General features: G+C 71.3%; 27 protein-coding genes. 15 read left to right on the top strand and 12 right to left on the bottom strand.

Annotation, left to right across the window (positions count from 1 at the left end; translation table 11 throughout):
• Window positions 1–119: 119 nt before the first annotated feature.
• Window positions 120–623, bottom strand: a complete 504-nt coding sequence (locus DWB68_RS00355; protein WP_119423151.1) for a small multidrug efflux protein — start codon at window positions 621–623, stop codon at window positions 120–122.
• A gap of 152 nt (window positions 624–775) precedes the next feature.
• Here DWB68_RS00355 and DWB68_RS00350 point away from each other — a divergent pair, with 152 nt between their 5' ends.
• Together DWB68_RS00350 and DWB68_RS00345 are read left to right on the top strand one after the other, a co-directional pair.
• Window positions 776–2,194: a sensor histidine kinase gene (locus tag DWB68_RS00350; protein ID WP_119423150.1), complete on the top strand. Its 1,419-nt coding sequence runs from the start codon at window positions 776–778 to the stop codon at window positions 2,192–2,194.
• Window positions 2,191–2,793 carry a response regulator transcription factor gene (locus DWB68_RS00345; protein ID WP_119423149.1) on the top strand — a complete coding sequence of 201 codons (603 nt, stop codon included), beginning with the start codon at window positions 2,191–2,193 and terminating at the stop codon, window positions 2,791–2,793. Before DWB68_RS00350 ends, DWB68_RS00345 begins: the two co-directional genes overlap by 4 nt.
• 82 nt (window positions 2,794–2,875) lie before the next feature.
• Here DWB68_RS00345 and DWB68_RS00340 read toward each other — a convergent pair whose 3' ends face one another.
• Entirely contained in the window at window positions 2,876–3,856 is a 981-nt protein-coding gene (locus DWB68_RS00340) for a hypothetical protein (protein ID WP_119423148.1), read from the bottom strand.
• 336 nt (window positions 3,857–4,192) lie between these two features.
• Here DWB68_RS00340 and paaA point away from each other — a divergent pair, with 336 nt between their 5' ends.
• From paaA to DWB68_RS00300, 8 genes are all read left to right on the top strand, one after another.
• A complete protein-coding gene (paaA, locus tag DWB68_RS00335) occupies window positions 4,193–5,179 on the top strand; it encodes a 1,2-phenylacetyl-CoA epoxidase subunit PaaA (RefSeq protein ID WP_119423147.1) in 987 nt (328 codons plus the stop codon).
• A 1-nt stretch (window position 5,180) separates the two neighbouring features.
• Complete coding sequence (gene paaB / locus DWB68_RS00330) at window positions 5,181–5,519, top strand: 1,2-phenylacetyl-CoA epoxidase subunit PaaB (protein ID WP_119423146.1); 339 nt, start codon at window positions 5,181–5,183, stop codon at window positions 5,517–5,519.
• Window positions 5,516–6,379 carry a 1,2-phenylacetyl-CoA epoxidase subunit PaaC gene (gene paaC / locus DWB68_RS00325; protein WP_119423145.1) on the top strand — a complete coding sequence of 288 codons (864 nt, stop codon included), beginning with the start codon at window positions 5,516–5,518 and terminating at the stop codon, window positions 6,377–6,379. The genes paaB and paaC overlap by 4 nt, the downstream gene beginning before the upstream one ends.
• Before the next feature lie 223 nt (window positions 6,380–6,602).
• On the top strand, window positions 6,603–7,064 hold the full coding sequence (paaD, locus tag DWB68_RS16360) for a 1,2-phenylacetyl-CoA epoxidase subunit PaaD (RefSeq protein WP_233548537.1): 462 nt from the start codon (window positions 6,603–6,605) through the stop codon (window positions 7,062–7,064).
• Between the two features lie 46 nt (window positions 7,065–7,110).
• Window positions 7,111–8,250, top strand: a complete 1,140-nt coding sequence (gene paaE / locus DWB68_RS00315; RefSeq protein ID WP_119423143.1) for a 1,2-phenylacetyl-CoA epoxidase subunit PaaE — start codon at window positions 7,111–7,113, stop codon at window positions 8,248–8,250.
• Window positions 8,251–8,278: 28 nt separating this feature from the next.
• Complete coding sequence (locus tag DWB68_RS00310; RefSeq protein ID WP_119423258.1) at window positions 8,279–9,055, top strand: enoyl-CoA hydratase/isomerase family protein; 777 nt, start codon at window positions 8,279–8,281, stop codon at window positions 9,053–9,055.
• 648 nt (window positions 9,056–9,703) lie between these two features.
• Window positions 9,704–9,853 (top strand): hypothetical protein, encoded by a 150-nt coding sequence (locus DWB68_RS16090; protein ID WP_158588156.1) that lies wholly within the window; start codon window positions 9,704–9,706, stop codon window positions 9,851–9,853.
• Between the two features lie 75 nt (window positions 9,854–9,928).
• Window positions 9,929–10,945 carry an NAD(P)/FAD-dependent oxidoreductase gene (locus tag DWB68_RS00300; protein ID WP_119423141.1) on the top strand — a complete coding sequence of 339 codons (1,017 nt, stop codon included), beginning with the start codon at window positions 9,929–9,931 and terminating at the stop codon, window positions 10,943–10,945.
• On the opposite strand, the gene DWB68_RS00295 is transcribed toward DWB68_RS00300, so the two are convergent.
• A complete protein-coding gene (locus DWB68_RS00295; protein WP_119423140.1) occupies window positions 10,942–11,409 on the bottom strand; it encodes a MarR family winged helix-turn-helix transcriptional regulator in 468 nt (155 codons plus the stop codon). The genes DWB68_RS00300 and DWB68_RS00295 overlap by 4 nt on opposite strands.
• A gap of 105 nt (window positions 11,410–11,514) precedes the next feature.
• Window positions 11,515–11,958, bottom strand: a complete 444-nt coding sequence (locus DWB68_RS00290) for an Lrp/AsnC family transcriptional regulator (protein ID WP_119423139.1) — start codon at window positions 11,956–11,958, stop codon at window positions 11,515–11,517.
• A 177-nt stretch (window positions 11,959–12,135) separates the two neighbouring features.
• Here DWB68_RS00290 and pdhA point away from each other — a divergent pair, with 177 nt between their 5' ends.
• From pdhA to DWB68_RS00275, 3 genes are all read left to right on the top strand, one after another.
• The gene (gene pdhA / locus DWB68_RS00285) at window positions 12,136–13,350 is read left to right on the top strand and encodes a pyruvate dehydrogenase (acetyl-transferring) E1 component subunit alpha (protein ID WP_119423138.1); all 1,215 of its coding nucleotides are present in this window, start codon (window positions 12,136–12,138) and stop codon (window positions 13,348–13,350) included.
• Between the two features lie 185 nt (window positions 13,351–13,535).
• Window positions 13,536–14,489 carry an alpha-ketoacid dehydrogenase subunit beta gene (locus DWB68_RS00280; RefSeq protein ID WP_119423257.1) on the top strand — a complete coding sequence of 318 codons (954 nt, stop codon included), beginning with the start codon at window positions 13,536–13,538 and terminating at the stop codon, window positions 14,487–14,489.
• 3 nt (window positions 14,490–14,492) lie between these two features.
• Window positions 14,493–15,989 (top strand): dihydrolipoamide acetyltransferase family protein, encoded by a 1,497-nt coding sequence (locus DWB68_RS00275; RefSeq protein WP_119423137.1) that lies wholly within the window; start codon window positions 14,493–14,495, stop codon window positions 15,987–15,989.
• An 82-nt stretch (window positions 15,990–16,071) separates the two neighbouring features.
• Here DWB68_RS00275 and DWB68_RS00270 read toward each other — a convergent pair whose 3' ends face one another.
• Window positions 16,072–16,992, bottom strand: coding sequence for a phosphatase PAP2 family protein (locus DWB68_RS00270; RefSeq protein WP_119423136.1), 921 nt, complete (start codon window positions 16,990–16,992; stop codon window positions 16,072–16,074).
• Between the two features lie 63 nt (window positions 16,993–17,055).
• Between DWB68_RS00270 and DWB68_RS00265 the strand changes: the two genes are divergently transcribed.
• Entirely contained in the window at window positions 17,056–18,057 is a 1,002-nt protein-coding gene (locus tag DWB68_RS00265) for an o-succinylbenzoate synthase (RefSeq protein ID WP_119423135.1), read from the top strand.
• 61 nt (window positions 18,058–18,118) lie between these two features.
• On the opposite strand, the gene DWB68_RS16085 is transcribed toward DWB68_RS00265, so the two are convergent.
• A complete protein-coding gene (locus DWB68_RS16085; RefSeq protein ID WP_158588155.1) occupies window positions 18,119–18,817 on the bottom strand; it encodes a hypothetical protein in 699 nt (232 codons plus the stop codon).
• Between the two features lie 166 nt (window positions 18,818–18,983).
• On the opposite strand from DWB68_RS16085, the gene menD reads away from it, so the two are divergent.
• Window positions 18,984–20,786, top strand: coding sequence for a 2-succinyl-5-enolpyruvyl-6-hydroxy-3-cyclohexene-1-carboxylic-acid synthase (gene menD, locus DWB68_RS00250; RefSeq protein ID WP_119423132.1), 1,803 nt, complete (start codon window positions 18,984–18,986; stop codon window positions 20,784–20,786).
• A gap of 239 nt (window positions 20,787–21,025) precedes the next feature.
• Here menD and DWB68_RS00245 read toward each other — a convergent pair whose 3' ends face one another.
• The 6 genes from DWB68_RS00245 to DWB68_RS00215 form a co-directional block, all read right to left on the bottom strand.
• Entirely contained in the window at window positions 21,026–21,808 is a 783-nt protein-coding gene (locus tag DWB68_RS00245) for an amino acid ABC transporter ATP-binding protein (RefSeq protein ID WP_119423131.1), read from the bottom strand.
• A gap of 2 nt (window positions 21,809–21,810) precedes the next feature.
• Window positions 21,811–22,656, bottom strand: a complete 846-nt coding sequence (locus DWB68_RS00240; RefSeq protein WP_119423130.1) for an amino acid ABC transporter permease — start codon at window positions 22,654–22,656, stop codon at window positions 21,811–21,813.
• Window positions 22,657–22,730: 74 nt separating this feature from the next.
• Window positions 22,731–23,540, bottom strand: a complete 810-nt coding sequence (locus DWB68_RS00235) for an ABC transporter substrate-binding protein (protein WP_119423129.1) — start codon at window positions 23,538–23,540, stop codon at window positions 22,731–22,733.
• Window positions 23,541–23,742: 202 nt separating this feature from the next.
• Window positions 23,743–24,528, bottom strand: coding sequence for an amino acid ABC transporter ATP-binding protein (locus DWB68_RS00225; RefSeq protein WP_119423127.1), 786 nt, complete (start codon window positions 24,526–24,528; stop codon window positions 23,743–23,745).
• Window positions 24,525–25,370, bottom strand: coding sequence for an amino acid ABC transporter permease (locus DWB68_RS00220; RefSeq protein WP_119423126.1), 846 nt, complete (start codon window positions 25,368–25,370; stop codon window positions 24,525–24,527). The genes DWB68_RS00225 and DWB68_RS00220 overlap by 4 nt, the downstream gene beginning before the upstream one ends.
• A gap of 130 nt (window positions 25,371–25,500) precedes the next feature.
• Window positions 25,501–26,295 (bottom strand): ABC transporter substrate-binding protein, encoded by a 795-nt coding sequence (locus DWB68_RS00215; RefSeq protein ID WP_119423125.1) that lies wholly within the window; start codon window positions 26,293–26,295, stop codon window positions 25,501–25,503.
• Window positions 26,296–26,565: the final 270 nt, after the last annotated feature.

Raw genomic sequence — 26,565 nt, 5'->3', positions numbered from 1 at the left:
TTGAGCTCGGCGAAACGGCCCGAACGCTTCGGGACGGCTGCTTTCTTGCGGCAGTCTTGAAGCGATCGGGCCGTTTCAGTGCCCGACGGCGCCCGGCCGGGTGAGTGGGTGGGTCCGCCTCAGCGGGCGAGCGCCGAGAGGCCCAAGCTGACGAGCACGCCGATCGCGGTGGTCCACAGCACGATCGCCAGGCCCTGCCAGAACAGCACGCGGCCGGGGCGGACGCCGGCGGCGACGAGCGCCGTGGCAGTGAACATCGTGGGAACCAGCAGCGGTCCGAGCAGGCTCACGCCCGGGACGCCGTACTTGTCCATGGCGGCGAGCACCTTGCGGTTGCGGGGTGACGGGGCCTCAGTGACCATGGTCTGCCCGGCGGCGCGTCGAGTCACGACAGCCTCGCGCGTCTTGGCTGCAACCATCGCGAGGACAAAGACGCAGGCGAAGTTGCCGACGATGCCGGCGATGATCGCCACCACCGGCGGGATGCCCACGAGGATGCCGAGGGCCGCGCCGCCCTCGCCCTCCACGAAGGGGATGGCGCCGGCGAGGGCCGAGACGAGCGGCTGAAACAGCGGGGGAAGGCTTCCGGCGAGCTGCTGGAGGGACTCGATGATGCCGTTCATGGCTGGCTCCTGAGTTGCTGAGGGAATCGGTGATGCGAACTGCTCCAAGTCCACCCGCCCGCGCCGCCGGCGGGCAGTGTCGCGGCGTCACCCCTGCCCGGGAACAAACGCACGACGGCGCATGACAAAAGTCATGCACGTAGGCTCGGCCCGTGACCGTCCCTCCTTTCGACGCGCAAGGCGCGCCCGCCGCCGGCCCGGGCGCTCACCGGGGTGCCACCGGCGCCTCGCCCGCCGCCCGGCCCCACCCGGCCCCGGAGGCGGGGCTCAGCGACGAGCCGACGCTCGATGCCCCAGCCGGCCCCGCGCCGTCGCGCACCCCGGCCGCTGGCGCGCGGATGTTGAGGGCCGAACGCGGCCCCGCGCCGTCGGGCACCCCGGCCGACCCCGCGCCGTCGGGCAGTGCGCCCGCCATGCCTGCGTCCGGCGTGGGCAGCGGCCGGGGCGTGCGCGCCACGTGGTGGTACACCCTGGGCGGCGTGGTGTTCTTCAACGCGGTGATCGCGCTCATGTGGGTGGGCCTCGGGGCCGCTCGGCACACCGAGGTGCCGGGCCTGGGGCTTGCCGTCGCTGGCCTCGGGGTCCCCTGGTTCGCCGCGCTCACGTGGCTGGTCGCCGCGTATCCGGGCGGCTGGCCAGCGCCGCGCGGCCGGGTCGTGTCGGCCCTGACGACCGGGGTGCTTTTCGGCGGCGTGTTGGGTGTCGCTGCTGGTTCCGCGCTGCTGGCGGTGGGCCCGCTCGCGGCGACGCTGGCAGTGCTGCCTTGGGCCGTGGGGATCCGGCACCGGATCACCCTGCTCTCCACTGCGGTGATGGTGGTGCTGACGCTCGTGGACGTGCGGTGGACGCAACCGTTGTTCATGCAGGGTGCTGGCCAGTGGATGATGCCGCTCTACACCATTCTTTTGCCGCTCATGAGCGTGAGCGCGCTGTGGTGGTGGGACGTGGTGGCGCGCCTTGACGCCGCTCGGCTCGCCGAGTCTGAGCTCGCGGCCACGCGGGAGCGGCTGCGGCTCGCCAACGATGTGCATGATCTGCAGGGGCATCACTTGCAGGTGATCGCGCTACAGCTCGAGCTCGCGGAGCGGCTCCTGGCCAAGGGCAAGCCGGCCGAGGCTGAGGCGCAGGTGAGCGCAGCCCGGGCCAGCGTCGACGAGGCGCGGCAGGGGACGCGGGACCTCGCGGCGCGATTCAGGGGGGTGCCGCTCGCCGACGAGCTCGGCAACGCGGCCGATCTGCTGCGGGCCGCCGACCTGTCCGTGGAGCTGGAGGCGACGGGGCCGTTCGGGGGCGCGCCGCGCGAGGTGCTGGGGCCGATCATCCGCGAGAGCACCACGAACATCCTGAAGCATCGGTCCGGGCCGTCCGCCAGCTTGGGGCTGCGCCGGGAGGGTGCGGCGTGGGTGTTCGAGGCGCGCAACGCCTCGGACGGCGGGGCGGATGGCTCCCGCGGGGCGGGACTGCGGAGCATCGGGGAGCGGGCCAGCGCGGCCGGAGGGGCCGCGCGGTGGAGCGACGAGGCGGGGGAGTTTGTGTTGACGGTGCGTCTTCCGGGAGGTGACGAGGCGTGATTCGGGTGTTGATTGCCGATGACGAGGACATGATCCGCACTGCAATGGCCGCGCTCCTTGACCTCGAGGACGACATCGAGGTGGTGGCGCAGTGCCCCGACGGGCCGAGCGCGCTGGAGGCCGCCGCGCGGCTGGTGCCGGACGTGTGCCTGCTGGACGTCGAAATGCCGGGGCTCGACGGCGTGGAGGTTGCGGCCCAGCTGCGGCGCACCGTGAGCACGCGCTGCGTGGTGGTGACCAGGCATGCGCGCCCGGGTGTGCTGCGGAGGGCGCTGCAGGCCGGGGTGGAGGGGTTCATGCCCAAGTCCCGGCCGGCGCAGGAGGTGGCGTCCGTGCTGAGGGATGTCGCTGCCGGGCGGCGCTACGTGGATCCGGAGGTGGCGGCGGACGCCCTCGCGGACGAGCGCAGCCCGCTGACGGACCGCGAGCTGGATGTGTTGCGGGCCGGACGCGGCGGCGAGCCCGTGGCGCAGGTGGCGCGGGCGCTGCATCTGGCCCCGGGGACGGTGCGCAACCACGTCTCCAGCATCCTGGGCAAGCTCCACGTGGACACACGCGCGCAGGCCGTGAAGCTGGCGCTGGACCGGGGCTGGATCTAGCCGTCCGTCGCCGAGAAACTGCCGGATTGCTTCACAACTGCCGGAAGGTTCGCGCAGTTGTGAAGCGATCCGGCAGTTCGGCTTACGGCCAGGGTCGGCGCGAGCGGTCCGGGACCAGCCCGGCGCCGATCAGTCGCGACACGAGGCGCCCCGGAACCTCCAAGTCGGCCCAGCCCCAGTGCAAGACACGGTAGCCCTGGGCGAACAGGCGGTTGTCGCGGGCTTTTTCCCGTGCGATGCGCTGGGCGGGCGTACTCCCGGATCCCATCGCGGCGTCTAAGTACTTCTGGATCCCGTCCACCTCTCCCACGAGCCGCAGCCAGGCCCACCAGAAATCGGTCAACGCGATGAGACCCTGGGCGTCCCGGTGGGCTTGCTGCAGGACGGGTCCAGGCAACCCGGCATCAAGCATCAGGAACCGGCTCCTCGACTCCGCGACGGAGTCGCTGAGGGGGCTCGCTTGGTTCCAGAGCCCGACGGCGCGGGCGCGGGTTCGCAGAGCGGAGATGGCGTGGAGTCGGGCCTCCAGCTCCGGTTCATCGATCCCGGCGACATTGCGCCGCACGGCGTCGGCCGCCGCGAGCGCCCGCCATCCGCCCGCGGCAAGGACGTGGACCAAGGCCGGCTCGGTCGCCTCGCGCACATAGCCCAGGGCGAACACCGGATCGGTAGTGGCCGCGCCGTGAAGTCGGACAGCCGGGGCCGGGAGGCGCCGGGCCTGCTCAGCAAGGGGGCCGTCGTGGACGGCAAAGCTCGGTGTTGCGCGACCTCGATGGTGGCGGGTGGGCGCGAAAACGTCGATGAATTCGGGCAGGGGCGCCGTGGGGTACACCAGCGCGAGCGAGGTCGCGCCGCAGAAGATGGCCTCTGGCCGCGTGCGCAGCACGCCCGCGGCCGTCATCAGGAAGCGTTCGCGGTGGCTGGCCTGAACCCAGACGTTGGTCTCCACGTAGCTTCGCGGAGCCACGCGCACCAGATCGCCGCGGCAGAAACGACGCGACAGCGCCGCGGAGCTATCGCCGGGAATGACACGGCTTCGCGCCGCGAGCAGTTCGTGGTCCATCCGTCCACGGTGCCCTCGGGACGGCGCTCGCGGCGCACTGGAAGCAGTCGTCGGGGATGTCCGCCGCCTGTGAGGGAAACCTCGCAGCGGTGCCCCCGCCGCGACACCCCCCAAGAAACTGCCGGATCGCTTCAAAACTGCCACAACCTTCGGGCAGTTTTGAAGCGATCGGGCCGTTCGCCAGAAATGTGCCTCAAACACCCCACCACAACCGCCCCCCACCGCTTGACCATGCGACGTCGCTCACATAACCTGAACGAGCGGTCAGTAATTCAGAGCAGGCACGCACGCCCGCGAAACACCCACGGCCCGCATCGACCAGGAGGAGCCAAGCGCATGAGCACCACCGCCGCCACGCCGAGCACCGTCGCCGACGACGAAGGCCGCGCCGCCTTTGACGCCCTCATTGCGGCCGATGGCCGTATCGAGCCCCGCGACTGGATGCCGGAGGATTACCGCAAGACCCTGATCCGCCAGGTCTCCCAGCACGCGCATTCCGAGATCATCGGCATGCAGCCGGAGGCCAACTGGATCACCCGCGCCCCGAGCCTGAAGCGCAAGGCCATCCTCATGGCCAAGGTGCAGGACGAGGCGGGCCACGGTCTCTACCTCTACTCCGCCGCCGAGACCCTCGGCGCCACCCGCGACGAGATGGTCGAGGCCCTCATCGAGGGCAAGGCCAAGTACTCGAGCATCTTCAACTACCCCACGCGCTCCTGGGCCGACGTCGGGGCCATCGGCTGGCTCGTCGACGGCGCCGCGATCGCCAACCAGGTCCCGCTGTGCCGCGCCTCCTACGCGCCGTACGGCCGCGCCATGGTCCGCATCTGCAAGGAGGAGTCGTTCCACCAGCGCCAGGGTTTCGAGATCTTGCTGACGCTCGCGAACGGCACCCCGGAGCAGAAGGCCATGGCCCAGGACGCAGTCAACCGCTTCTACGCGCCGGCCCTCATGATGTTCGGCCCGCCGGATGACGCCTCGCCGAACTCCAAGCAGTCAATGGCCTGGCACATCAAGCGCTTCTCCAACGACGATCTGCGCCAGCGCTTCGTGGGCATGATCGTGGAGCAGGTCAAGGTCCTCGGCCTGACCCTCCCGGATCCGGAGCTTCGCTACGACGAAGAGACCAAGCAGTGGATCCACAAGGAGCTCGACTGGGTCGAGTTCATGGACGTCATCAAGGGCAAGGGCCCCTGCAACGCGCAGCGCCTCGAGCGCCGCCGCGTGGCGCACGAGGACGGCGCCTGGGTCCGCGAGGCCGCCGCCGAGTACGCCCGCAAGCAGCAGCTCAAGCTGGCCGAGGCCAGCGGGAAGGCGGCCTGACATGGGCGCTGAGAACCAGATCAACGACACCAACGCCACGGGCGCCCTCCAGGAGGACAAGCACGCCTGGCCGCTGTGGGAGGTCTTCGTGCGTAGCTCGCGCGGCCTCTCGCACGTGCACGCCGGCTCGTTGCACGCCCCGGACGCCGACATGGCCGTGCGCAACGCCCGCGACCTGTACACGCGCCGCAACGAGGGCGTGTCGCTCTGGGTGGTCCTCTCCGACAACATCATCGCGAGCGACCCGCGCGACAAGGAGTCCTTCTTCGAGTCCCCGAAGGGTAAGGACTACCGTCACGCCACGTACTACACCGCCTCCGAAGGGGTGAAGCACCTGTGAGCCACGACTTCGAGGAGGAGTTCGCGGGCTACGGCGACAACGTCGCCTCGGCCACGCGCGTCACTCCGGGTCACGCGTTGCGCCCCGAGGACATCGCCCTGCAGGACGCCCCGCCGGCCGCGGACAACGGCGAGTACGCCATCTGGCTCGGCGACGATTCGCTCATCCTGGCCCAGCGCCTCGCCTGGTGGATCTCCCGCGCCCCGGAGATGGAGGAGGACATCGCGCTCGGCAACATCGGGCTCGACCTCCTGGGCCACGCCCGCTCCTTCATGACCTACGGAGGCAAGTCCATCGGCAAGACCGAGGACGACCTGGCCTACTGGCGCGAGGAGGACGAGTTCCGCAGCGTGCACCTCGTGGAGGTGCCCGGCCAAGACTTCGGCCTGACGATCGCCCGCCAGCTCTTCTTCAGCGTCTACCTCGAGCTGCTCTACACGCGCCTGCTGAACAGCACCGACGCCACCATCGCAGCCATCAGCGCCAAGGCCCTGAAGGAGGTGGAGTACCACGTGGATCACGCCACGCAGTGGATGCTCCGCCTGGGCGGCGGCACCGAGGAGTCGGTCCGCCGCATCCAGCACTCGCTGGAGGTCATGTGGCCGTACGCCCACGAGCTCTTCGTGGACGAGCCGCTGCACGAGCGCCTCGCCGCCACCGGCGTCGCGGTGCTCCCGTCCTCGCTCAAGGAGGACTGGGACCAGCGCGTCACGGCCGTCATCGAGGAGTCCGGCCTGGGCATGCCCGTCGCGAAGGACGCGCTGTGCCGCGGCCGCGTCGGCGAGCACACCGAGCACCTTGGCTACCTGCTCGCCGAGATGCAGGTCCTGGCCCGCAAGTTCCCCGGCGCGACCTGGTGATCTGATGTCCACTCACCTTCACCACGGTTCGCAGGGTGCGTGCTGCCAGGGGTCGTCCCCGGTGCACGACGCCGCCGGGTCGCCCCAGGCGGGCGCCTCGCCTGAGGCGTGCTGCGGGGGAACGGGGGCTCACGCCCCCGGCCACGTCGCTGAGGCGACGGTCGGGGCCGCGTCCCCGGCCGCCGTCGGGCACCCTCACGGTCAGGCCCATGGCGACGCCGCCCTGGAAGCCATCGCCGCGACGGTGAACGATCCCGAGATCCCGGTGCTGAGCATCAAGGATCTGGGCATCCTGCGCGGCGTGCGGCAGGAGGCGGGTGAGGTGGTCGTGACGATCACCCCCACCTACTCCGGCTGCCCGGCCATGGACACGATCGCCGATGACCTGCGCATCGCTTTCCAGGACGCCGGTTACCCGGGCGCGAGGATCGAGCTCACGCTTAGCCCCGCCTGGACCACCGACTGGATGAGCGAGGAGGGCAAGGCCAAGCTCTCGGAGTACGGCATCGCCCCGCCAAGCCCGCGCCGCGAGGGCGACCGCCTGCGCCTGGCCATGGCGGTCAAGTGCCCGCGCTGCCACTCCCTGGACACCCGCGAGCTCTCCCGCTTCGGCTCCACCTCCTGCAAGGCGCTGTACCAGTGCAACGCCTGCCTGGAACCCTTCGACTTCTTCAAGGCCCTCTGAGCGCGCCCACAGCGCTCACGCCACCCTCACGAGAGGCTTGCTCAGCATGAGTACCGACGCCGCCACCCCGGCCCGCCGCAGGGCCCGCTTCCACACCCTCCCGGTCTCCGAGGTTCGCCGCCTGACCGCCAACGCGGTGGAGGTGACGTTCGCGATCCCCGAGGAGATCGCCGACGAGTTCGACTACGCCGCCGGCCAGTACGTGGCCCTGCGCGCGCAGGTCCCCTCCTACGACGGCACGCCCGTGGAGCTGCGCCGCAGCTACTCGATCTGCGCAGCCCCCGTGCGCGGCGAGATCCGCGTGGGCATCAAGAAGGACTCCGGCGGCCTCTTCTCCACGTGGGCCAACGAGGACCTGAAGGTCGGCGACACGATCGACGTCATGAATCCGCAGGGCACCTTCGTGTCCAAGGCCGAGCTCATGCGCCCGGGCTCGGGCCAGCACCTCGTGGCGATCGCCGCCGGCTCCGGCATCACGCCCGTCATGGCGATCACCCGCCAGGTCCTAGAGAACGACCCGCAGGCCAGCGTTGACCTCGTCTACGCGAACCGATCCAGCTCCGACGTCATGTTCGTCGAGGAGCTCGCGGACCTGAAGGACTCCTACCCCTCGCGCCTGGCCATCCACCACGTGCTCACCCGCGAGCAGCGCATCTCGCCGCTGCTGACGGGCCGCATCGACGAGGAAAAGATGGACGCGCTGCTGGATCACGTGCTGCGCACGGAGGCCACCGACGAGTGGTTCCTCTGCGGCCCCATGGACATGGTCCAGCTGGTCCGCGATCAGCTCGCCGAGAAGGGCGTGGCCGCCGAGCGCGTGCGCTTCGAGCTCTTCACGACGGGCGAGGTCGGCGATCCCACGGGCCAGCACGGCAAGCCGGTGGTCGTCACCGACGATCAGGAGACGGTGGAGATCGAGTTCCAGCTCGACGGCCTGCGCGGCTCCGTGAAGTCCCCGGTCGAGGCCAACGAGACCGTGCTCAACGCGGCCCTGCGCGCCCGCCCGGACGTCCCCTTCGCCTGCGCCGGCGGCGTGTGCGGCACGTGCCGCGCCAAGGTCGTCGAGGGCACCGTGCGCATGGAGGAGAACTACGCGCTGGAGCCGGAGGAGATCGAGCAGGGCTACGTCCTGACCTGCCAGTCCCACCCCACCTCCGAGCGCGTCGTGGTGGACTACGATGCCTGATTCCTCCGGCGCGCCGGCGGCCGCCGGCATGATCCGCACCGAGGTGAGCGGCGCGGTGCTCGAGGTCATCCTCGACGCCCCCGCCAAGCTCAACTCGATCGACGAGCAGGGCCTGAAGGACCTGGCCCAGGCGCTCGCCAACGCCCGCCCCGCGGCGGAACGCGGCGAGATCCGCGCGCTGCTGCTGCGCGGCGAGGGCAAGGCCTTCTGCGCCGGGCGTGATATTGCCGGCGTGGACCCGGCCACGGACGACGTCCCCGGCTACCTCGACGGGCTCACGGCCCCTGCCATGGAGGCGCTGCACTCCTTCCCCGCGCCGAGCTTCGCCGCCGTGCAGGGCGCGTGCCTGGGCGTCGGCTTGGGCCTCGCCCTCGCGTGCGATGTGGTCTATGTGGGGGAGCGCGCCAAGCTCGGCTCGCCCTTCGCCAACCTCGGCGCCGCGCTGGATTCCGGCGGGCATTGGCTGCTCACGCAGCGTCTCGGCACGCACCGCGCGCTCGACCTCATCTACACGGGTGAGCTCATGGGCGGTGCGGAGGCCGTGGCCTCCGGCCTCTTCAGCCGCGTGGTGCCCGACGACGAGCTGCTGGCTTTCGCGCGCGAGCGCGCCGAGCGCGTGGCCGACGGGGCGACGGGCGCGCTGCTCGCGTCCAAGGAGCTGGTCTTCGAGGTGCGCGACGGGCTCGGTTTCGACGCGTCGCTGGCCGCCGAGACGCGCGTGCAGGAGTCCCTGCGCACCACGGAGCACTACGTGGAGGGCTTTGCCGCCTTCCGCGAGAAGCGCCGCCCGGTCTTCAAGCACTGAGCGCCCGCGCCTCGCGTCACATCGCATCGCATCGCATCGCCGACAGCCTGCCCCTTCCCGCCAACCGCGGGAGGGGGCACGCTGTCGCCATGACTGGGGGACACAGACACAGCACGACGGCGCGGGGCCGGGGGTGCGCGCGGCGCCGCGCTCGGAAAGTGGTTGCCCCCGCTGTGGGTTGGCTCGCCGCCGGGGCGATTCTGTGCGGGTGCTCCGGTCAAGCAGGGGCGCTGGCTGAGAGCGCGGCGGGCACCGCCTCTGTGACCGAGGCCGCGTGGCCCACCGCCACGGCGGGGAAGGCCAAGGAGTTCGTCGTGTGAGAGGTGCCCTGGCGCTCCGAAGGCACACGCGAGAAGGCCACGGTGGGCCAGCAGATCACCGTGGGCGACGATGTGAGCGAGACCGCGCTCGAGTTCACGGTGATCGGGATTCGTCCAGACCAGCCGTGCCCGGCGGTGAACTACGCGCCGAAGCCCGGCTATCGCACTGTGGTCCTGGAGCTTCGCTACCTGGCGCGGAGCGGCGCCGACGCTCAGCTGCACCCGGAAGCATCGTGGTTCGCCGACGGGGGAGGGATCGACGTGCCAGAGACGGTGGATGTGCGGCGCGCCGAATCCAACGATTGCCTCGCGGGGTGGGCGGTGCCCTTTGGAGATCCAACGGGGCAAACCCGTCGAGGGAGCCGTCATGCTGCAGGTGCCCGAGGGGGCCGACCGGCTGGTCCTCGTGATGAACGCACTGCAGAACCGGGCGTGGGAGTACGAGCTGCCCGCGCGCTCGGCTCAGCTGGCGAGCTGAGCCGAGCCCCGGGCCCTGCGCCACACGCTGTATCCATCCGTTCACGCGGGCGCCCGCGGGGATAGTCTCGGGAGCATGAGCGAATCCCCCGCCGCGAACCCCAGCACCGCCGTCGTCATCGGGGCAGGGGTGATCGGCCTGAGCTGCGCGCTCGGCCTCGCCCGCGCCGGCTGGACGGTCACGATCGTCGCCGAGCAGCCCGCCACCGAGACCGTCTCCGGCGTGGCCGGCGGCATCTGGTTCCCCTACAAGGCCGAGGCCTCCCCGCGCGCCGAGCGCCTCCTGAAGACCTCCTTCGACCGCTTCGTGGAGCTCGCCGACGATCCAGCGAGCGGCGTGGACCTCGTCGAGGGGCTGTGGGTCGAACGCCTCCCCGGCACCGACCGCTCCTGGACGGCCAGCGCCCGCAACGTCCGCCGCGCGCCCGAGGGCGAGGTCCCGCGCGGCGCCCGCGACGGCATCGTCGCCGAGCTGCCCATCATCGACATGCCCACCTTCCTGCCGTGGCTGGCCGCCCAGGCGGCTGCCGCCGGCGTCACCACGCTGGAAGCCAGCGTGGACAGCGTGGGCCAAGCGCTCGACGTCGTGCTCTCGGCATCCGGGGCGACCCCGGCTCTCGCCGTGGTCGCCGCGGGCGAACACTCAGGCGCCATCCTGGGTGACGACAGCACGGGGTATCCGATTCGCGGGCAGGTCGTGAAGCTGGAGCAGGCCGGGATCACGCATTGGCTCGTGGACGACGATCACGAGGACGGCATGATCTACGTGATCCCGCGCCGCAACGACGTGGTGGTCGGCGGCACGGCCGACGAGGGCGAGACGGACACGACGTACTCGCAGGAGACGGAAGACGCGATCCTGCGCCGCGCCATCGAGGCCTACCCGGCGCTGGCCGGCCTGGCCGTGAAGGAGCGGGCCGTGGGCCTGCGCCCCGCTCGCCCGGCGCTGCGCCTCGAGGAGGCGGAGGGCCCGCCGGTGCGCACGCTCGCGGCGTACGGCCACGGCGGCGCCGGCGTGACCCTGTGCTGGGGCACCGCGGAGGAGATCGTGGAGCTGGCGGGCCCGCCAGCTAACGAGCCGTGCGGGCCTTAGGCCTGCGCCTCGAGCTCGTCCCAGTACTCGCGGGAGACGGCGGTGACGCGGTCCAGGAGGCCGCGCAGGGCGGCGACGTCGTGCGGGTCGAGGCGCGAGCCGACCTCGTCCGCCCAGGCCAGCTGGTCCTCGGTCACGGCGTCGTTGATGGCGTGGCCGGCGTCCGTGGCGACGAGCAGCTTGGCGCGGGCGTGCGCCGGATTCGGCGCCCAGCCGGCGAAGCCGGCCGCCACGACGTCGTCGGCCACGCGCTGCACGCTTTGGCGGGCCAGGCCCAGGCCGCGCGCGATGTCCGCCACCGACTGCGGCTGCGCGATCGCCGCGCCCAGCACCTGCCAGCGCGCAGGCGTGAGCCCGTGCCGCTCGGCCACCGTGTCCGCCGCGTAGAGGAACTCGGCCTGCAGCTCGGAGACGGGAAGCACGAGGGAGCTCAGGGAGCGGGCGGCGGGGGAGGGGGTGGGCACGCAGGGCCTTTCGGGCGGCAGAACGGTCGCGGGGACAGGTAGATGACAGTACCCTGTCTATGCGTTGTCGGGCGAATGGCGGGTGGGCCCGCACGGGGCGCGCGCCTAGCTCGCCCCGTCCTCGAAGATCAGGTGGGTCTGGGTGTCGACGACCTCGGGAAGGGCCTGGAGCACCTCGAACACCACGCGGCGCAGGGCCTCGTTGTTGGCGGCCCGCACGAGCATGATGACGTCGAAGCTTCCGCCCACGAGCGCCACGTGGTGCACCTCGGGGATGGCGCGCAGCTGCCGCTGCAGCTCGCGCCAGGAGTGCTGGCGCAGCTTGAGGGTCACGTAGGCGCTGGAGGCCAGGCCCATCGCCACCGGATTCACCTTGACCGTGAAGCCCGTGATGACCCCGCGCTCGCGCAGCTTGGAAATGCGCTGATAGGCGTGCGCGCGGGACACGTGAACAGCGGTAGCGATCGCCGAGACCGAGGCCCGGCCGTCGCGCTGGAGGGCGGCGATGATGGCGCGGTCGGTGTCGTCGAGGGCATCGGCCGGAGGCATGGGGAGGCTCCTTCGCAGGCGGCGGTTCAACAGGGGCCGCGCGAACCGTCCAGACAGGAGGCAGGGCCGCACGCCCATCATGGACATTCTGACGCCTAGGGCGCCCCAAACGCACGTTTGATCTGCGCTTCTTGTGTGAGCTGGCGACAAAACGGAGCAAAGCGACAGAATTTAGCCATGACTGAGAACGTGAGCCACACCACAGACGGGGGCGCCGAGCGCACCACCCCCGGCGTCTCGGAGGCCTCCCACCGCTTCGGCATCACGCTGGAGGACTACCTCCTCCCGGCGCGCGGCCGCATCTCGATGATGGCGCCGGACGGCAGCCTCATCCCCGCCGGCGAGCACGGCACGGCCCCCGGTCACGAGTACCCCCGCCCCAGCAACGAGCGCCTGCTCGCCGCGTACGAGCAGCTCGTCCTCGGCCGCCGCATCAACGACCAGAACGCCGCCCTGGTGCGGCAGGGCCGCATGGCTGTCTACCCCTCGAGCCACGGCCAGGAGGCCTGCCAGGTCACGGTCGCCATGGCCCTCGAGAAGCGCGACTGGCTCTTCCCGACCTACCGCGACACCGTGGCCGTCATCGCCCGCGGCGTTGACCCCAACGAGGTCATGACCTCCTTCCGCGGCGAGTGGCACCAGGGCTACGACCCGCACGAGCACAACACCTCGGTCGAGGCCACCCCGCTCACCACCCAGCTGCTGCACGCCGTGGGCGTGGCCCACGCCGCCCGCCTGCGCGGCGAGGACACCGTGGTCATCGCCCTGTGCGGCGACGGCGCCACGAGCGAGGGCGACTTCCACGAGGCGCTGAACTTCGCGGCGGTCTTCAACCTCCCGGTCATCTTCTTCGTGCAGAACAACGGCTACGCCATCTCGGTCCCGCTCTCGGCCCAGTCGGTGGCCCCGTCCCTGGCCCACAAGGCCGTGGGCTACGGCATGGCCGGAGAGCGCGTCGACGGCAACGACACCATGGCCCTGCTCTCCGTCCTCGACCGCGCCGTGGCGCTGGCCCGCGGCGGCTCCGGCCCCCTCCTCATCGAGGCGGAGACCTACCGCGTGCAGGCACACACCAACGCCGACGACGACACCCGCTACCGCGAGTCCGAGGAGGTCGCCGCGTGGCGCGCCAAGGACCCACTGCTGCGCCTGCGCGCCTACCTGGTCAACGAGGGCCTGCTCACCGAGGCCGACGAGGAGCGCATGGCCGCCAAGGCCGAGGAGACGGCCGCGGCCCTCCGCGACGCCATGAACGCCGACATCACCCCGGACCCGCTGGAGCTCTTCGACTACGTCTTCACGGAGCCCACCCCCCAGCTGCTGGAGCAGCGCGCGATGCTGGCCGACGAGCTGGCCCGCGACGAGGAAGCGAAGCAGGAGGCCTCCAAGTGAGCACCACCCAGAACGAGCACATTCACGCAGGCACCCCGGAGGCCAAGCAGGCCGACTTCGCCGGCGTGGGCTCCAACGCGCGCGGCGCCTACGTCGACCGCCCGGCCCCGGCGGGCCATACCGAGGCCCCCGCGGCCGGTCCCACGACCTTCGCAGCCGCCCTCAACACGGCCCTCGGCGACGCCATGGCGGAGGACCCCACCGTGGTCGTCTTCGGCGAGGACGTGGGCAAGCTCGGCGGCGTGTTCCGCATCACCGACGGCCTGCAGGACCGCTTCGGCAAGGACCGCTGCTTCGACACCCCGCTCGCCGAGTCCGGCATCGCCGGCATGGCCGTGGGCATGGCCATGAACGGCCTGCGCCCCGTCATCGAGATGCAGTTCGACGCCTTCGCGTACCCGAGCCTCGAGCAGATCTTCAGCCACATCGCCAAGATGCATAACCGCACCAAGGGCAAGGTCAAGCTCCCCATCACCATCCGCATCCCCTACGCCGGCGGCGTGGGTGGCGTGGAGCATCACTGCGATTCCTCCGAGGCCTACTACGCGCATACCCCGGGCCTGAAGGTCTTCACGCCCGCCGGTGTGGAGGACGCGTATCGACTCATGCGCGAGGCAATCGACTCGGACGATCCCGTGGTGATCTTCGAACCCAAGAAGATGTACTGGTCCAAGGAGCAGGCGGACCTGGGCGCCCTGCGGGCGGCCCACGGCACCGCTGCCGCCGAGCGCACCGAGGGCGTGGCCCGCGTGCTGCGCGAGGGCACCGACGCCACCCTCATCACCTACGGCCCGAGCGTCCCCACGGCGCTCAAGGCCGCCGAGGCTGCGGCCGAGGACGGCATGAGCGTGGAGGTCCTCGACCTGCGCAGCATCGTCCCGCTGGACGACGCAGCGATCGCCGCGAGCGTGGCCAAGACGGGCCGCGCGGTCGTGGTGGCCGAGGCCTCCGGCTTCGCCTCCGTGGCGAGCGAGCTCGTGGCCCGCACGCAGGAGCGTTGCTTCCACTCGCTCTCCTCACCGGTGCTGCGCGTGACGGGCTTCGACATCCCGTTCCCGGCGCCCAAGCTCGAGCACCACCAGATCCCCTCCGTGGATCGCATCCTCGACACCCTCGACCGCCTCACCTGGGAGGACTGAGCCATGGCAGCACAGACCTTTGCCCTGCCCGACCTCGGCGAAGGCCTCACCGAGGCCGAGCTCGTGACCTGGAAGGTCGCCGTCGGCGACACCGTGGCGCTGGATCAGGTGATCGCCGAGGTGGAGACCGCCAAGTCCCTCGTGGAGGTCCCCACCCCGTACGCCGGCACCGTCCTGGTGCTGCACGGCGCGGAGGGCGAGACGCTCCCCGTCGGTTCGCCCTTCATCACGGTGGGCGAGCCGGGCGACGCCGCCGAGCCGCCGGCCGAGGGCGCCCAGTCCTACCGCGAGGAGGAGCGTGCCGGCACCGGTTCCGGCAACGTCCTCATCGGCTACGGCACCTCCGAGAGCTCGGGCGGCGGGCGCCGCCGTCGCGGCCGCCGCACCGCGGTTCCCGCGGAGCAGCTTCCAGTGCCCGACGCCGCTCCGGTCGCCTCCGCGCCCGCCTCGCCGTCCGCCGCGGCCGGCTCCGCAGCCGCGGCGGGCCAGGTGAGCGGGCTCGCCCCGCGCGTCATCAACCCGCTCGTGCGCCGCCTGGCCCGCGATCACGGGGTGGACGTCGCGACCGTCAACGGGACGGGCCCCGACGGCCTCGTCATGCGTGCGGACGTCCTCGCCGCCGCGGGCGGCGCCGCGCCGGCCACCGCGGCCGGTGCCGCGGGCACCCAGGCCGCCCCCGGGGCGCAGGGCATCGCCTCCTCCGGCCAGCCGGCCGGCGGCCTGGACGCCCGCAGCGGGCTCGGCATCGCCTCCTCCGGCCAGCCGGCCGGCGGCCTGGACGCCCGCAGCGGGCTCGGCATCGCCGCCCGCACGCCCATCACCGGCGTGCGCAAGGTGATCGCCGAGACCATGTCGCGCTCGCGCCGCGAGATCCCCGAGGCCACCGTGTGGGTGGACGTCGACGCGACCGAGCTGCTCGCGCTGCGCAAGGGCATCCGCCCCGACGCCAACGGTCGCCGCCCCTCGGTGCTGGCCCTCGTCGGACGCTTCGCGGCGGCCGGTCTGCAGCGCGTGCCCGAGCTCAACGCCCGCATCGAGACCACGGCTGACGGCGGGCAGGAGCTCGTCACGTTCGACGGCGTGAACCTGGGCATCGCCGCCCAGACCGACCGCGGGCTCGTGGTCCCGGCCGTGGAGCACGCCGAGCGCCTCAGCGCCCGCGAGCTCGATGCGGCGATCGGCGCTCTCGTGGCGAAGGCCCGCGACGGCAAGGCCACCCCGGCCGAGCTGGGCCGCGGCACGTTCACGCTCAACAACTACGGCGTCTTCGACGTGGACGGCTCGGCCGCGATCATCAATCACCCGCAGGCCGCCATTCTGGGCCTGGGGCGCATCAAGGAGCGCCCGTGGGTCGTGGACGGGCAGCTCTGCGTCCGCCAGATCACCGAGCTCACCCTGAGCTTCGATCATCGCGTGTGCGACGGCGGGGCGGCCAGCGCGTTCCTGCGCTTCGTGGCCGACGCCATCGAGCGCCCGGGGGAGGCCCTGGCCGAGCTCTGAGGCCGGAGGGCGGCTGACCCACACGCGAAGGGGCGGGACCGAGAACCGGTCCCGCCCCTTCGTGCGTGTTGGCGAAGCGAGCTCAGCCGCGCAGCCAGCGCCTGGAGGTCAGCTCCATGAGCGGGAAGACGATGAGAGCGGCACCGGCGATGAAGAGCAGGCCGGCGCCCACGTACAGCCCGGGATCGTCGGTGCCGCCCTGACCGGCGATCGCGACGCCGGGCGCGGAGATCACGGCGGCCGCGACGACGGCCACGGCGCCGAGGACGGGCAGGAGCCACGACACCCAGCCGCCCGCGGGGGGCCGGACGGGACGAGGCGCCGGGGACAGCCGGGCCCGGAACGCCTGCACCCCGCCGATGGCGAGCGCCCCCAGCAGAGAGCAGAAGGCCGCCACGAGGAACGCGCCCACCACGTCGGAGGGGCGGTGCCAGCCCATGATCACGGTGGCGGCACCCGTTGCGGCGCTGGCCACCGCACCCAGGAACGCCAAGACGGCCCGGGCACGGGCGGGCGCGGCGAGGACAAGGGCTACGGTCGCCGCGGCGGCCACGGTGGTGTGTCCGGACGGGAAGGAGTTGCCCCAGGCCTCGGAGACGCCGAGATCGGGGCGGCTGAGCAGGCCGTGTTTGAGCAGCTGGGTGGCGATCATGGCCAGCCCGGCGGCGAGCGCCGCCAGGAGAGGGACGACGACGTCGCGGCGCACCACCGCGCAGATCACCAGGCCCGCGGCGCACGCGAGGCCCACGACCTCGGGGAGTTGGTTGAGCCAGGACAGGCTCGCGGCCTGGGCCGTGTCCGCTGTGAGGAAGCGCTGCGCGTCCACGAGGGCCTGCTCGTCCACCCACTGCCCGCGCACCGTCATGACAAACGCCCAAAAGACGAAGGCGAAGGCGGCAGCCACGGCAAAGAGGCCGAGGATCGGGAGGGCTGGGGTGGCACGCTGAAGGCCACCGCCGCGGGTACCGGCGGGGCCCAACGCCGGCAGGGCGGGGGAAACCATGGCTCTAGCATCCCAGGGCAGGCTGATGCGCCGCTGTGAGCGAGCAGGACTACCGTGGGGAGTATGCAGCTGCCCGATCTGGACGAGATCCTCGAGCGCTCCCATGTGGTGCGCCTGCCCCTCTCCGTGCGTTTCCGCGGGGTCACCGAGCGCGAGGCCCTGCTCATCGACGGGCCCGCGGGTTGGGGAGAGTTCTCGCCGTTCCTCGAGTATGGGGCCGCCGAATCCTCGCGCTGGCTCGCCTGCGCCCTCGAGGCGGCCTGGGAGGGGCTGCCCGCGCCCGTGCGGGACTCCGTGCCCGTGAACGCAACGGTGCCCGCGGTGGCGGCGGCCGACGTCGGGCGGGTGCTGGCGCGCTACGACGGGCCGGGCACCGTCAAGGTCAAGGTGGCCGAGGCCGGCCAGGAACTGGCCGACGACGTGGCGCGCGTGCGCGCCGTGCGGGCGGCGCTGCCGCACGCCAAGCTGCGGGTCGACGCGAACCAGGGGTGGTCGCACTCGGAGGCGGTGGCGGCGCTCGAGGCCCTCGCGCCGTTCGAGCTCGAGTACGCCGAGCAGCCGGTGGCCGGGATCGACGGGCTGGCCCGCCTGCGCGAGGAGGTGGCCAGGCGCGGCCTGGGTGTGGCCCTCGCCGCGGACGAGTCCGTGCGCAAGGCCGAGGACCCGCTCGCCGTGGCGCGCGCCGGGGCCGCCGACCTCATCGTGGTGAAGGCCCAGCCGCTCGGCGGCGTGCGCGCCGCGCTGCGGATCGTGCGGGAGGCGGGGCTGCCCGCCGTCGTCTCCTCGGCGCTCGACACCTCGGTGGGGCTGCGCATCGGCGCGGCGCTCGCCGCGGCCCTGCCGTCGCTGCCGTACGCGTGCGGGCTGGGCACCGGATCGCTCTTCGCGGGGGATGTTGCCGCCCCGGCGTACGTGGCGCGCGGCGGCGAGCTGGACCTGCGGGAGGTGGGCGCCGACCCCGAACTGCTCGCCGCGCACCGCGCCCCGGCCGAGCGCGAGGCGTGGTGGCGCGAGCGCGTGGCGGCCGCCTACTCGGTGCTCGCCGGGGAGCAAACGACGGCCTGAGACGACGGAGGCGCGGCGGTCGCCTGAACGACCACCGCGCCCCGCGCGGATCCTGCCCCGATCAGCCCTTGAGCTTGAACGGGACGGTGAACTCCTTGGCCTCGATGGTGCCGCCGCCGTTAATGGTTGCAGCGAGGCGCTTGTGGTACAGGACCCAGTCGCCGTCGGCGGTGTCCTCGGAGTTCTGCACCACGTAGGCGCACCAGCCCTCGGCGCTCTCACCCTTGCTCACGCGCTCGAGCACCGGGTAGCCGGCCTTGGCCATGGCGGCGTCGTAGACCGTGGTGCCGTTGCTCTCGTACGTCTCCTCGTGGGTCTTGGTCAGCGGCTTGACCGCGCTGCAATCCACGCCGCCGGTGTACTTGTCGCTGGCGGTGACCTTGAGCTTGAGCAGGACGATCTCTCGTCCCTCGTCGCGCCCCTCGAGGCGCGGGAAGTTGCGCAGCAGCTGCGTCGCCGTGAAGGACTCCCGCATCACGTCGTCCTTGATGGTGGGGTCGGCGAGGGCGACGGGCTGGCCCGACGCCGCTCCGGCGGCGGCCGAGGACGAGGCCGGCGCGGATTTCGATGCTGACTCGGCGGCGGCAGGCGACGACGCGGAGGTCGGTGCCGCGGAGGCGGCTTTGGTGCTGCTCGCGGGCGCCGCGGCGCCGGAGGAGGCCGGTGCGGAGGAGGACACGCCAGGCGTCGATCCGCCGGTGCAGGCGCTCAGGGACAGGGCGGCGATGGCCGCGACGGACAGGGTGGCAAGGCGATTCAAGGTGTTCTCCCAAGTCAAATGAAACACTGTGCGCAAATATAAACGCAGCGCTTCGACAAACACCACCTCGTGTCGCGGCGGCGCCCGGCGTTTGGGCATGCTGTCCGGGAGCCGCCGCCCGGCCGCCGCCCGGCCGGCGCCCGGCGCGGCGGACTACGATGGAGGCATGACTCGCCTCGGTGCCGGTTCCCTCGCCCCTGCGGCCTCGCCCGCACCGCTGGAAGCCATGGAGGCCGCCCGCCTCGCCGTGACCGCGCTCGTGGACGGCGGCGTCCCCTACGTGGTCCTCTGCCCCGGCTCCCGCAGCGCCCCGCTGGCCTACGCGCTGGCCGAGGCCGAGCTGCGCGGCGAGCTGGAGGTCATGATCCGCCTCGACGAGCGCGACGCCGGCTTCCTGGCCGTAGGGCTCGCGGCGGCGTGTGGAGCGCCCGTCGCCATCGTCACGACCTCGGGCACCGCCGTGGGTGAGCTGGTTCCCGCCATCATGGAGGCCAACCACGCCGGCCTCCCGCTGCTGGCAGTGACGGCCGATCGCCCGGAGGAACTCCACGGCACGGGCTCCAACCAGACCACCGTCCAGGCCGGTCTCTTCGGCGAACACGTGCGCGCCTCGCTCCTCGTGGAGGCGGGGGAGGATCCCACCGCCGCCGTGCGGGCGGCGCTCCTCGCCGCCGAGGGCCTGGCCCCGGAGGACGCCGTGGGCGTCGTCGACGTCCGCCAGGTGCCGCGCGGCCCGGTCCAGGTGGACCTCGCCTTCCGCGACCCCCTGACTCCGCCCGACGACGCGGCGCTCGCCGGCCTGCCTCCCGTCGCCTCCCGCCCCGATCTGCTGACGGAACTCGAGCTGCTGGAGCGTGACGCCGAGGCGGCCGAGGGACTCGCCGGCTTCGCCGAGTCGATGCGCGCCGCCGCACTCCGCGAGCGCCGCACCGTGGTCGTGGCGGGGCACGGCGCCGGCGCCATGGCCGCCGATTTTGCTGCTGCGCTGGGCCTGCCGCTCCTGGCCGAGCCCAGCTCCGACGCGCGCTTCGGTCCCACCGCCGTGGGGGCCTACCAATTCCTCTTGCCGGCCTTCGCCGGCACGGTCGAGGCCGTCGTGCTCTTCGGCCGACCCACGCTGTCCCGGCCCGTCGCGGCGCTCCTGAACCGCGACGGGGTGGACGCCGCGATGTACCTGACCGAGCCCTCGCCGTGGTTCACGCCCGGGCGCCGGCGGGAGCGGGTGATCTCCGACCTTCACGAGCTGGCGGCGTTTGCCGGGCACGCGCCGGGGGAATGGCTCGCCGGCTGGCTTTCGACCGACGCCGAGGCCCGCGAGGCCATGGAGCTGGTGTTGGCCCAGCGCGAGGGCGAGACCGGCCGGCTCACGGGCCCCGCGCTGGCCGCCACGGTGTGGGAGGCCCTCGACGGTCCGCTCGTGCTCGGTTCCTCGCGCCCCGTTCGCGACATGGACATCATGGCGGCGCCGCGCTCCGGGCGCGGGCCCCGCGTGTTCGCCAATCGCGGCCTGGCCGGGATCGACGGCACGCTCGCCACGGCGGCGGGCGTGGCTCTCGCCGAACGACGCCGAACGGTCGCCCTGATGGGTGACGTCACCTTCCTGCACGACGCAGGAGGCCTCCTGCTGCCCACCTTTGAGCGCGAGCCGCGGCTCGACGTCATCGTGGCGCAGGACGACGGCGGCACCATCTTCTCCACGCTTGAACACGGGGCGGTCGCCGAGCGCGGCGCCTACCGCGGTGCCGTCACGCGCTACTTCCGCACCCCGCACGGGCTGGACCTTGCCCCCATTGCGCAGGCCTACGGCTGGGACGCCACCACCGCCACGACGCACCAAGCGGTGCGTGCCTGGCTTGCCGAGGGCTCGACGGCGGGCGGCCGCCGCCTGCTCGAGGTCCCGGTGGAGCGGCGCGATCCGCGCGGGCTGCACCGCGCCCTCGCCGCGGCGGCCGCCGCGGCCCTGGACTGACACGTCTCCCTGACGCGACGCTGCCCCGGGCCGAAGCCTGGAGCGACGATGCCTCGGGCCGAAGCGCCACCGGACCCGCCCGCTCGATCCCCACGCGCCGTCGTGCCTTGGCCGAGGCACACCCAGCGGACCCGCCGCCCAGCCCCACACCACAACAGCATCGGAGTGGGTTTGGTACAGAAATCGCCAGATTTCCGTACCAAACCCACTCCGATTCTTGGGAAGGAGAGCGCCCCGGGTCAGTCCTCCTCGACCACCACGTGATTGGGGTCGAGGACGCGGCGCAGGAAGTCCTTGGTGCGTGCCTCCTGCGGGTTGCCGATGACGGCGGCCGCGGGTCCCTGCTCCACCACCACGCCTCCGTCCATGAAGACCACCTTGTCGGCGACCTCCTTGGCGAAGCCCATCTCGTGCGTCACGACCACCATGGTCATGCCGGCCTGGGCCAGCTTGCGCATGATGGCGAGGACGTCGCCCACGGTCTCCGGATCCAGCGCGGAGGTGGGCTCGTCGAAGAGCATGAGCGAGGGATTCATCGACAGCGCCCTGGCGATCGCGACGCGCTGCTGCTGGCCGCCGGAGAGCTCCCCGGGGTAGCGGTGCGCCAGGTGTCCAAGGCCCACGGACTCCAGCTCGGCACGGGCGATCGACTCGGCCTCCGCCTTGGGGCGCTTGAGGACCTTCACCTGGCTGACCGTGCAATTGCCGAGCACGGTCAGGTGCGGGAAGAGGTTGAACTGCTGGAAGACCATGCCCACGTGGCGGCGCATCTGGTCGACGTCCACATCGGGGTCGGTCACGGCGTAGCCGCCCACCTCGATGATGCCGTCGTTGGGCTGCTCCAGCAGGTTGATGCAGCGCAGGAGCGTGGACTTGCCGGAACCCGACGGGCCGATGAGGCACACGACCTCGCCCGGAGAGACGTCGAGGCTGATGCCCTTGAGCACCTCGTTGTCCCCGTAGGCCTTGCGCAGGCCCGCGATGTGCACGCCTGCCGCGGCGGTCTGCAATGGCTGGCTCATGCTCAGGCCTCCTGGGTGGTGCCGGCGGACGGGGTGAGGGACTTGGCCGCCTTGCGGGGGCGGGAGACCTGCGAGGAGCGCTTCTCGAACCAGCGGGCCAGGAAGCTCAGCGGGAGCGTGACGACGAGGTAGAGCGCGCCGGCCACGATGAGCGGCGTCATGCCGGCGCCGTACTCGGTGATGCCGTTGCGGCCGAAGGACGTCAGCTCGTACTGCGTGATCATCATGCCGAGGATGTAGGCCAGCGAGGTGTCCTTGGTCAGGAGGATGAACTCGTTCGTCAGCGGCGGCAGGACGATCTTGAAGGCCTGCGGGATGACGATGGTGATCATGGCGCGCCAGTGCGGCATGCCCAGCGAACGGGCGGCCTCCATCTGCCCCTTGGGCACGGCCTGCAGGCCGGCGCGCAGCGTCTCGGCGATGTACGCGGCGGAGGAGAGGCCAAGCGCCACGGTGACATTGACCCACTGCGGCCACTGCGTCCCGAAGGCCAGCGGCATGCCGAGGCCGAAGGCCACGAGCACCAGGATCGCGGGGATGCCGCGGAAGAATTCGATGTACGTGGTGGCGAGCCAGCGGTATGGGGCGAAGCTGGCGGTCTTCATGAGCGCCAGGATCAGGCCGAGGATGAGGCCGAACGCGAAGGACGTCAGCGTGTAGAAGAGGGTGTTCTTCAGGCCGGTGAGGATGACCTCGGGGAACATCCCCCCGATCTTGTCGAAGCGGAAGAACGAGTCGATGATGAGCGGCCAATTGGCCAGGAACACCACGAGCAGGATGACCAGCGCAAAGACGCCGATCTGGATCCCCTGGCTGATGCGGGCCTTCTGGCGAGGGGTCATGGACATGAAAAGTGCCTTTCGGACGTCGAAGCCGGCGCCCTGGGGAGGTCACCCTCCCCAGGGCGCGCGATCGAGTGGTGTTACTTGGCGCCTTCGCCGAACCACTTCGTCTTGATCTCGGTCATCTTGCCGGAGGACTCCAGCTCGGCCAGCGTGCCGTTGACGGCCGCGAGCATGGCGGCGTCACCCTTCTGCACGGCGACACCGAGCTGCTCGCCGGTCTTGATCTCCTGCACCACCTCGAGGTCGGCGTGATCCTTGATGCCGTAGCGCAGGATCGACTGGTTGCCGAGGGAGGCGTCGGTGGTGCCGGCGATGAGGGACTGGACCTGCATCTCGCCCGTGTCGAAGCCCGTGGCGACGATGCCCTGCTCCTTGGCGTAGTCCGAGCCCGTCGTGGAGGACTGCACGCCGACCTTCTTGTCCTTGGCGGAGTTGAGGTCGGTGATGCCGGAGCCCTTCTTGGCCACGAGCACGAGGTCGTCGTCCAGGTACGGCGTGGAGAAGTCCATGTTGCCCTTGCGCTTCTCCGTGATGGAGATGCCCGAGACGGCGATATCGCACTTGGTCTTGAACAGGCCCGACTGGATGGAGTCGAAGGAGTCCTTGATGACGGAGAGCTCGGCGCCGACCTTGGTGGCGACCGCGGCGGCGATGTCCATGTCGAAGCCGACGTACTTGCCGCCCTCTTCGTACTCGAAGGGCTTGTAGGGGATGTCGGAGCAGACCGTGAGCTTGCCAGCGTTCTTCAGCGTGACCGCGGCGGCCCCGCTGCTGGCCCCGGCGGAGCCGCTGGAGGACGCGGCCGGGGTGGAGCCCCCGCCGCACGCGGAGAGGGACAGGGCCGCGACGGCGGCCAGGGCAGAGACAGCAAGGGTGGTGCGACGCATGAGTGATACCTCGTGGTTGGCGATGCAAATGATGCGTCAGTGTATCCATCACTTGTATCGCGCAGATCACATGCGAATGACAAGGGTGTCCGGTGTGTCGGACAGGCGGCCGGAGGCCGCGCCTTTCCCCACGCACGACGACGCCCTGGTGACCTGTGAAATCACGGGTCACCAGGGCGTCGTCGTGCCTTGGCGCTGAAGCTCAGTCGCTCTCGAGGCCCACGTGGGTGGGGTCGAGGACGCGGCGCAGGAAGTCCTGCGTGCGCGGCTGGCTCGGGTTGCCGATCACCTCGGCCGCCGGGCCCTGCTCCACGACCACGCCGCCGTCCATGAAGACCACGCGGTCGGCGACCTCGCGGGCGAAACCCATCTCGTGGGTCACCACGACCATGGTCATGCCGTCCTGCGCGAGCTTGCGCATGATGGCCAGGACGTCGCCCACGGTTTCCGGGTCCAGGGCGGAGGTTGGCTCGTCGAAGAGCATGAGCTCGGGGTCCATGGACAGGGCACGGGCGATGGCCACGCGCTGCTGCTGGCCGCCCGAGAGCTCGGCGGGGAAGCGGTGCGCGAGGTGCCCCAGGCCCACGGCTTCGAGGTGACGCAGCGCGATGGCCTCGGCCTCGGCCTTGGGGCGCTTCAAGACCTTCACCTGGCTCACGGTGCAGTTCTTGAGGACCGTGAGGTGCGGGAAGAGGTTGAACTGCTGGAACACCATGCCCACGCGGCGGCGCAGGGCGTCGATGTTGACGTCGGGATCCGTGGCGGTGAAGCCGCCCACCTCGATGACGCCGTCGTTCGGGGTCTCGAGGAGGTTGATGCAGCGCAGGAGCGTGGACTTGCCGGAGCCCGACGGGCCGATGAGGCACACGACCTCGCCGGGGGCGACCTCGAGGTTGATGCCCTTGAGTACCTCGTTCTCGCCGTAGGCCTTGCGCAGGCCGGCGATGCGCACGCCGGCGGCGGACTGGACGGGGGATGCCACGCTCATGCCGCGACCTCTTCCTGGTTGGCGGACGCGGCCTGGGCGGAGGCCTTGGGGGCGCGGCTCGTGGCCTGCGTGCGGCGCTCGAACCAGCGCGAGAGCGCCGTGAGCGGCAGCGTGAGGACCAGGTAGAGCAGGCCGCCCACGACGAGCGGCGTGATGCCGGCGTTGTACTGGTTGATGCCGTCGTTGGCGAACTTGGTCATCTCGTACTGCGTGGCCATGACGCCCAGGACGTAGACGAGCGAGGAATCCTTGGTCAGCAGGATGATCTCGTTGGTCAGCGGCGGCAGGACGATCTTGAAGGCCTGCGGGATGACGATGGTGATCATGGCGCGCCACTGCGGCATGCCGAGCGAACGGGCGGCCTCGAGCTGACCCTTCAGCACGGCCTGCAGGCCCGCGCGCAGGGTCTCGGCGATGTACGCGGAGGAGACGAGGCCCAGCGCCAGGACGGCGTTGACGCCGAGCGGCCACTTGACGTCGAAGGCCATGGGGACGCCGAAGCCCACCACGAGCAGCACCAGCAGGGCCGGGACGCCGCGGAAGAACTCGGTGAAGGCCGTGGCGATCCAGCGGTACGGGCTAAAGTCGCTGCGGCGCATGAGCGCGAGGACCAGGCCGAGCACCAGGCCGAAGGCGAAGGCCCCCAGGGTGTAGAGCACGGTGTTGCGCATGCCCACGAGGATCACGTCCGGGAACATGGGCGCGACGGCACCGAAGTTGAAGAAGGTCTTGCTGACCTTGCCCCAATTCGTGGCCAGGACCAGCGCGGCGACCGCGACGATCAGGACGATCAGCTGGATCGCCTTGATGGTCATGGACCGCTGACGGGCGGTCATGGACATGCTCTTCACTCCTTGTGGTGGTGGGGTGCGCTGTGCGCTGTGCGCTGCGCGGGCGGCGGCGGTGAGTCCGCGCGCGGCGCGCGGCGGCCGGCGCCCTGAGGTGTGGGGCGCCGGCCGCTCGTGAGGGGGACTACTTGACGTCGGTGCCGAAGTACTTCTGCTTCAGCTTGAGCATCTCGCCGGAGTCCTCGAGGCGCTTGAGGGTCTTGTTGACGGCCTCGAGCATGGGCGCGTTGTCCTTCTTCACCGCGATGCCGAGCTTCTCGCCCGTGGGGATGTCGGCGACCTTCACGAGGTCGGCGTTGTCCTTGGCGGCGAAGAGCAGCACGGACTGATTGCCCAGGGCGGCGTCGTTGGTGCCGGCGGCCACGGCCTGGATCTGCAGGCCCACGTCCTTGAAGGAGACGGGGGTGATGCCGTTCTCCTTGGCCCAGGATTCGCCGGTCGTGGCCTGCTGGACGCCGACCTTCTTGCCGTTCTTGGCGTCGTCGATCGAGGCGATGCCGGAGTTCTTGTTGGCCATCAGCACCAGGTCGTCATCCAGGTACGGCGTGGAGAAGTCCATCTTCGCCTTGCGGGTGTCGTTGATGGTGATGCCGGAGGCGGCGATGTCGCACTGGGTGGCCAGGGCGATGCCGGAGTCCATGGTCTCGAAGCCCACGTTCAGGATGTTCAGCTTGAGGCCGGCGTCGTCCGCCACGGCCTTCGCGAGGTCCATGTCGAAGCCTACGGTGGTGCCGTTCTCCTGGTACTCGAAGGGCTCGTACGGCGGGTTGGTGCAGACCGTGAGGGAGCCGGAGCTGATCGTGGAGAGCGAGGAGCCGCCCGAGGCCGCGGGGGCGGCGTCGGAGCCTGAACCGCAGGCGGTGAGGGACAGGGCGGCAACGGCGGCCAGGGCGAGGGCCGACGCGTGGGACGAGCGCATGAGAATCCTTGAGACGATGCACGCGCACCGGGGTGCGCATAAAAATTAAGTCCCCTGCATACTATCCAGAATCGGGGGGCGAAGCACCTTTGGTGTGATCAAGCACGCAGGGTGGGATGGCGCGCCGCACGTCCTCGGCGAGAGGTGGAGGTGGGCGCCCGCAAACTTGGAGTGCGAAATGCGCTCAAGAGCGCCGGCTTGACGACATTTCGCACTCCAAGTGGACGCGGGGTGCGCTTGCTGTGGGCCACGTGCCCGACGGCGCGGGGC

The sequence above is a fragment of the Galactobacter valiniphilus genome, assembly GCF_003575975.1.
Classification (GTDB): Bacteria; Actinomycetota; Actinomycetes; order Actinomycetales; family Micrococcaceae; genus Galactobacter; species Galactobacter valiniphilus.
The sequence above is the reverse complement of the archived record's forward strand: the minus strand, read 5'-3'. Positions and strand labels throughout refer to the sequence as shown.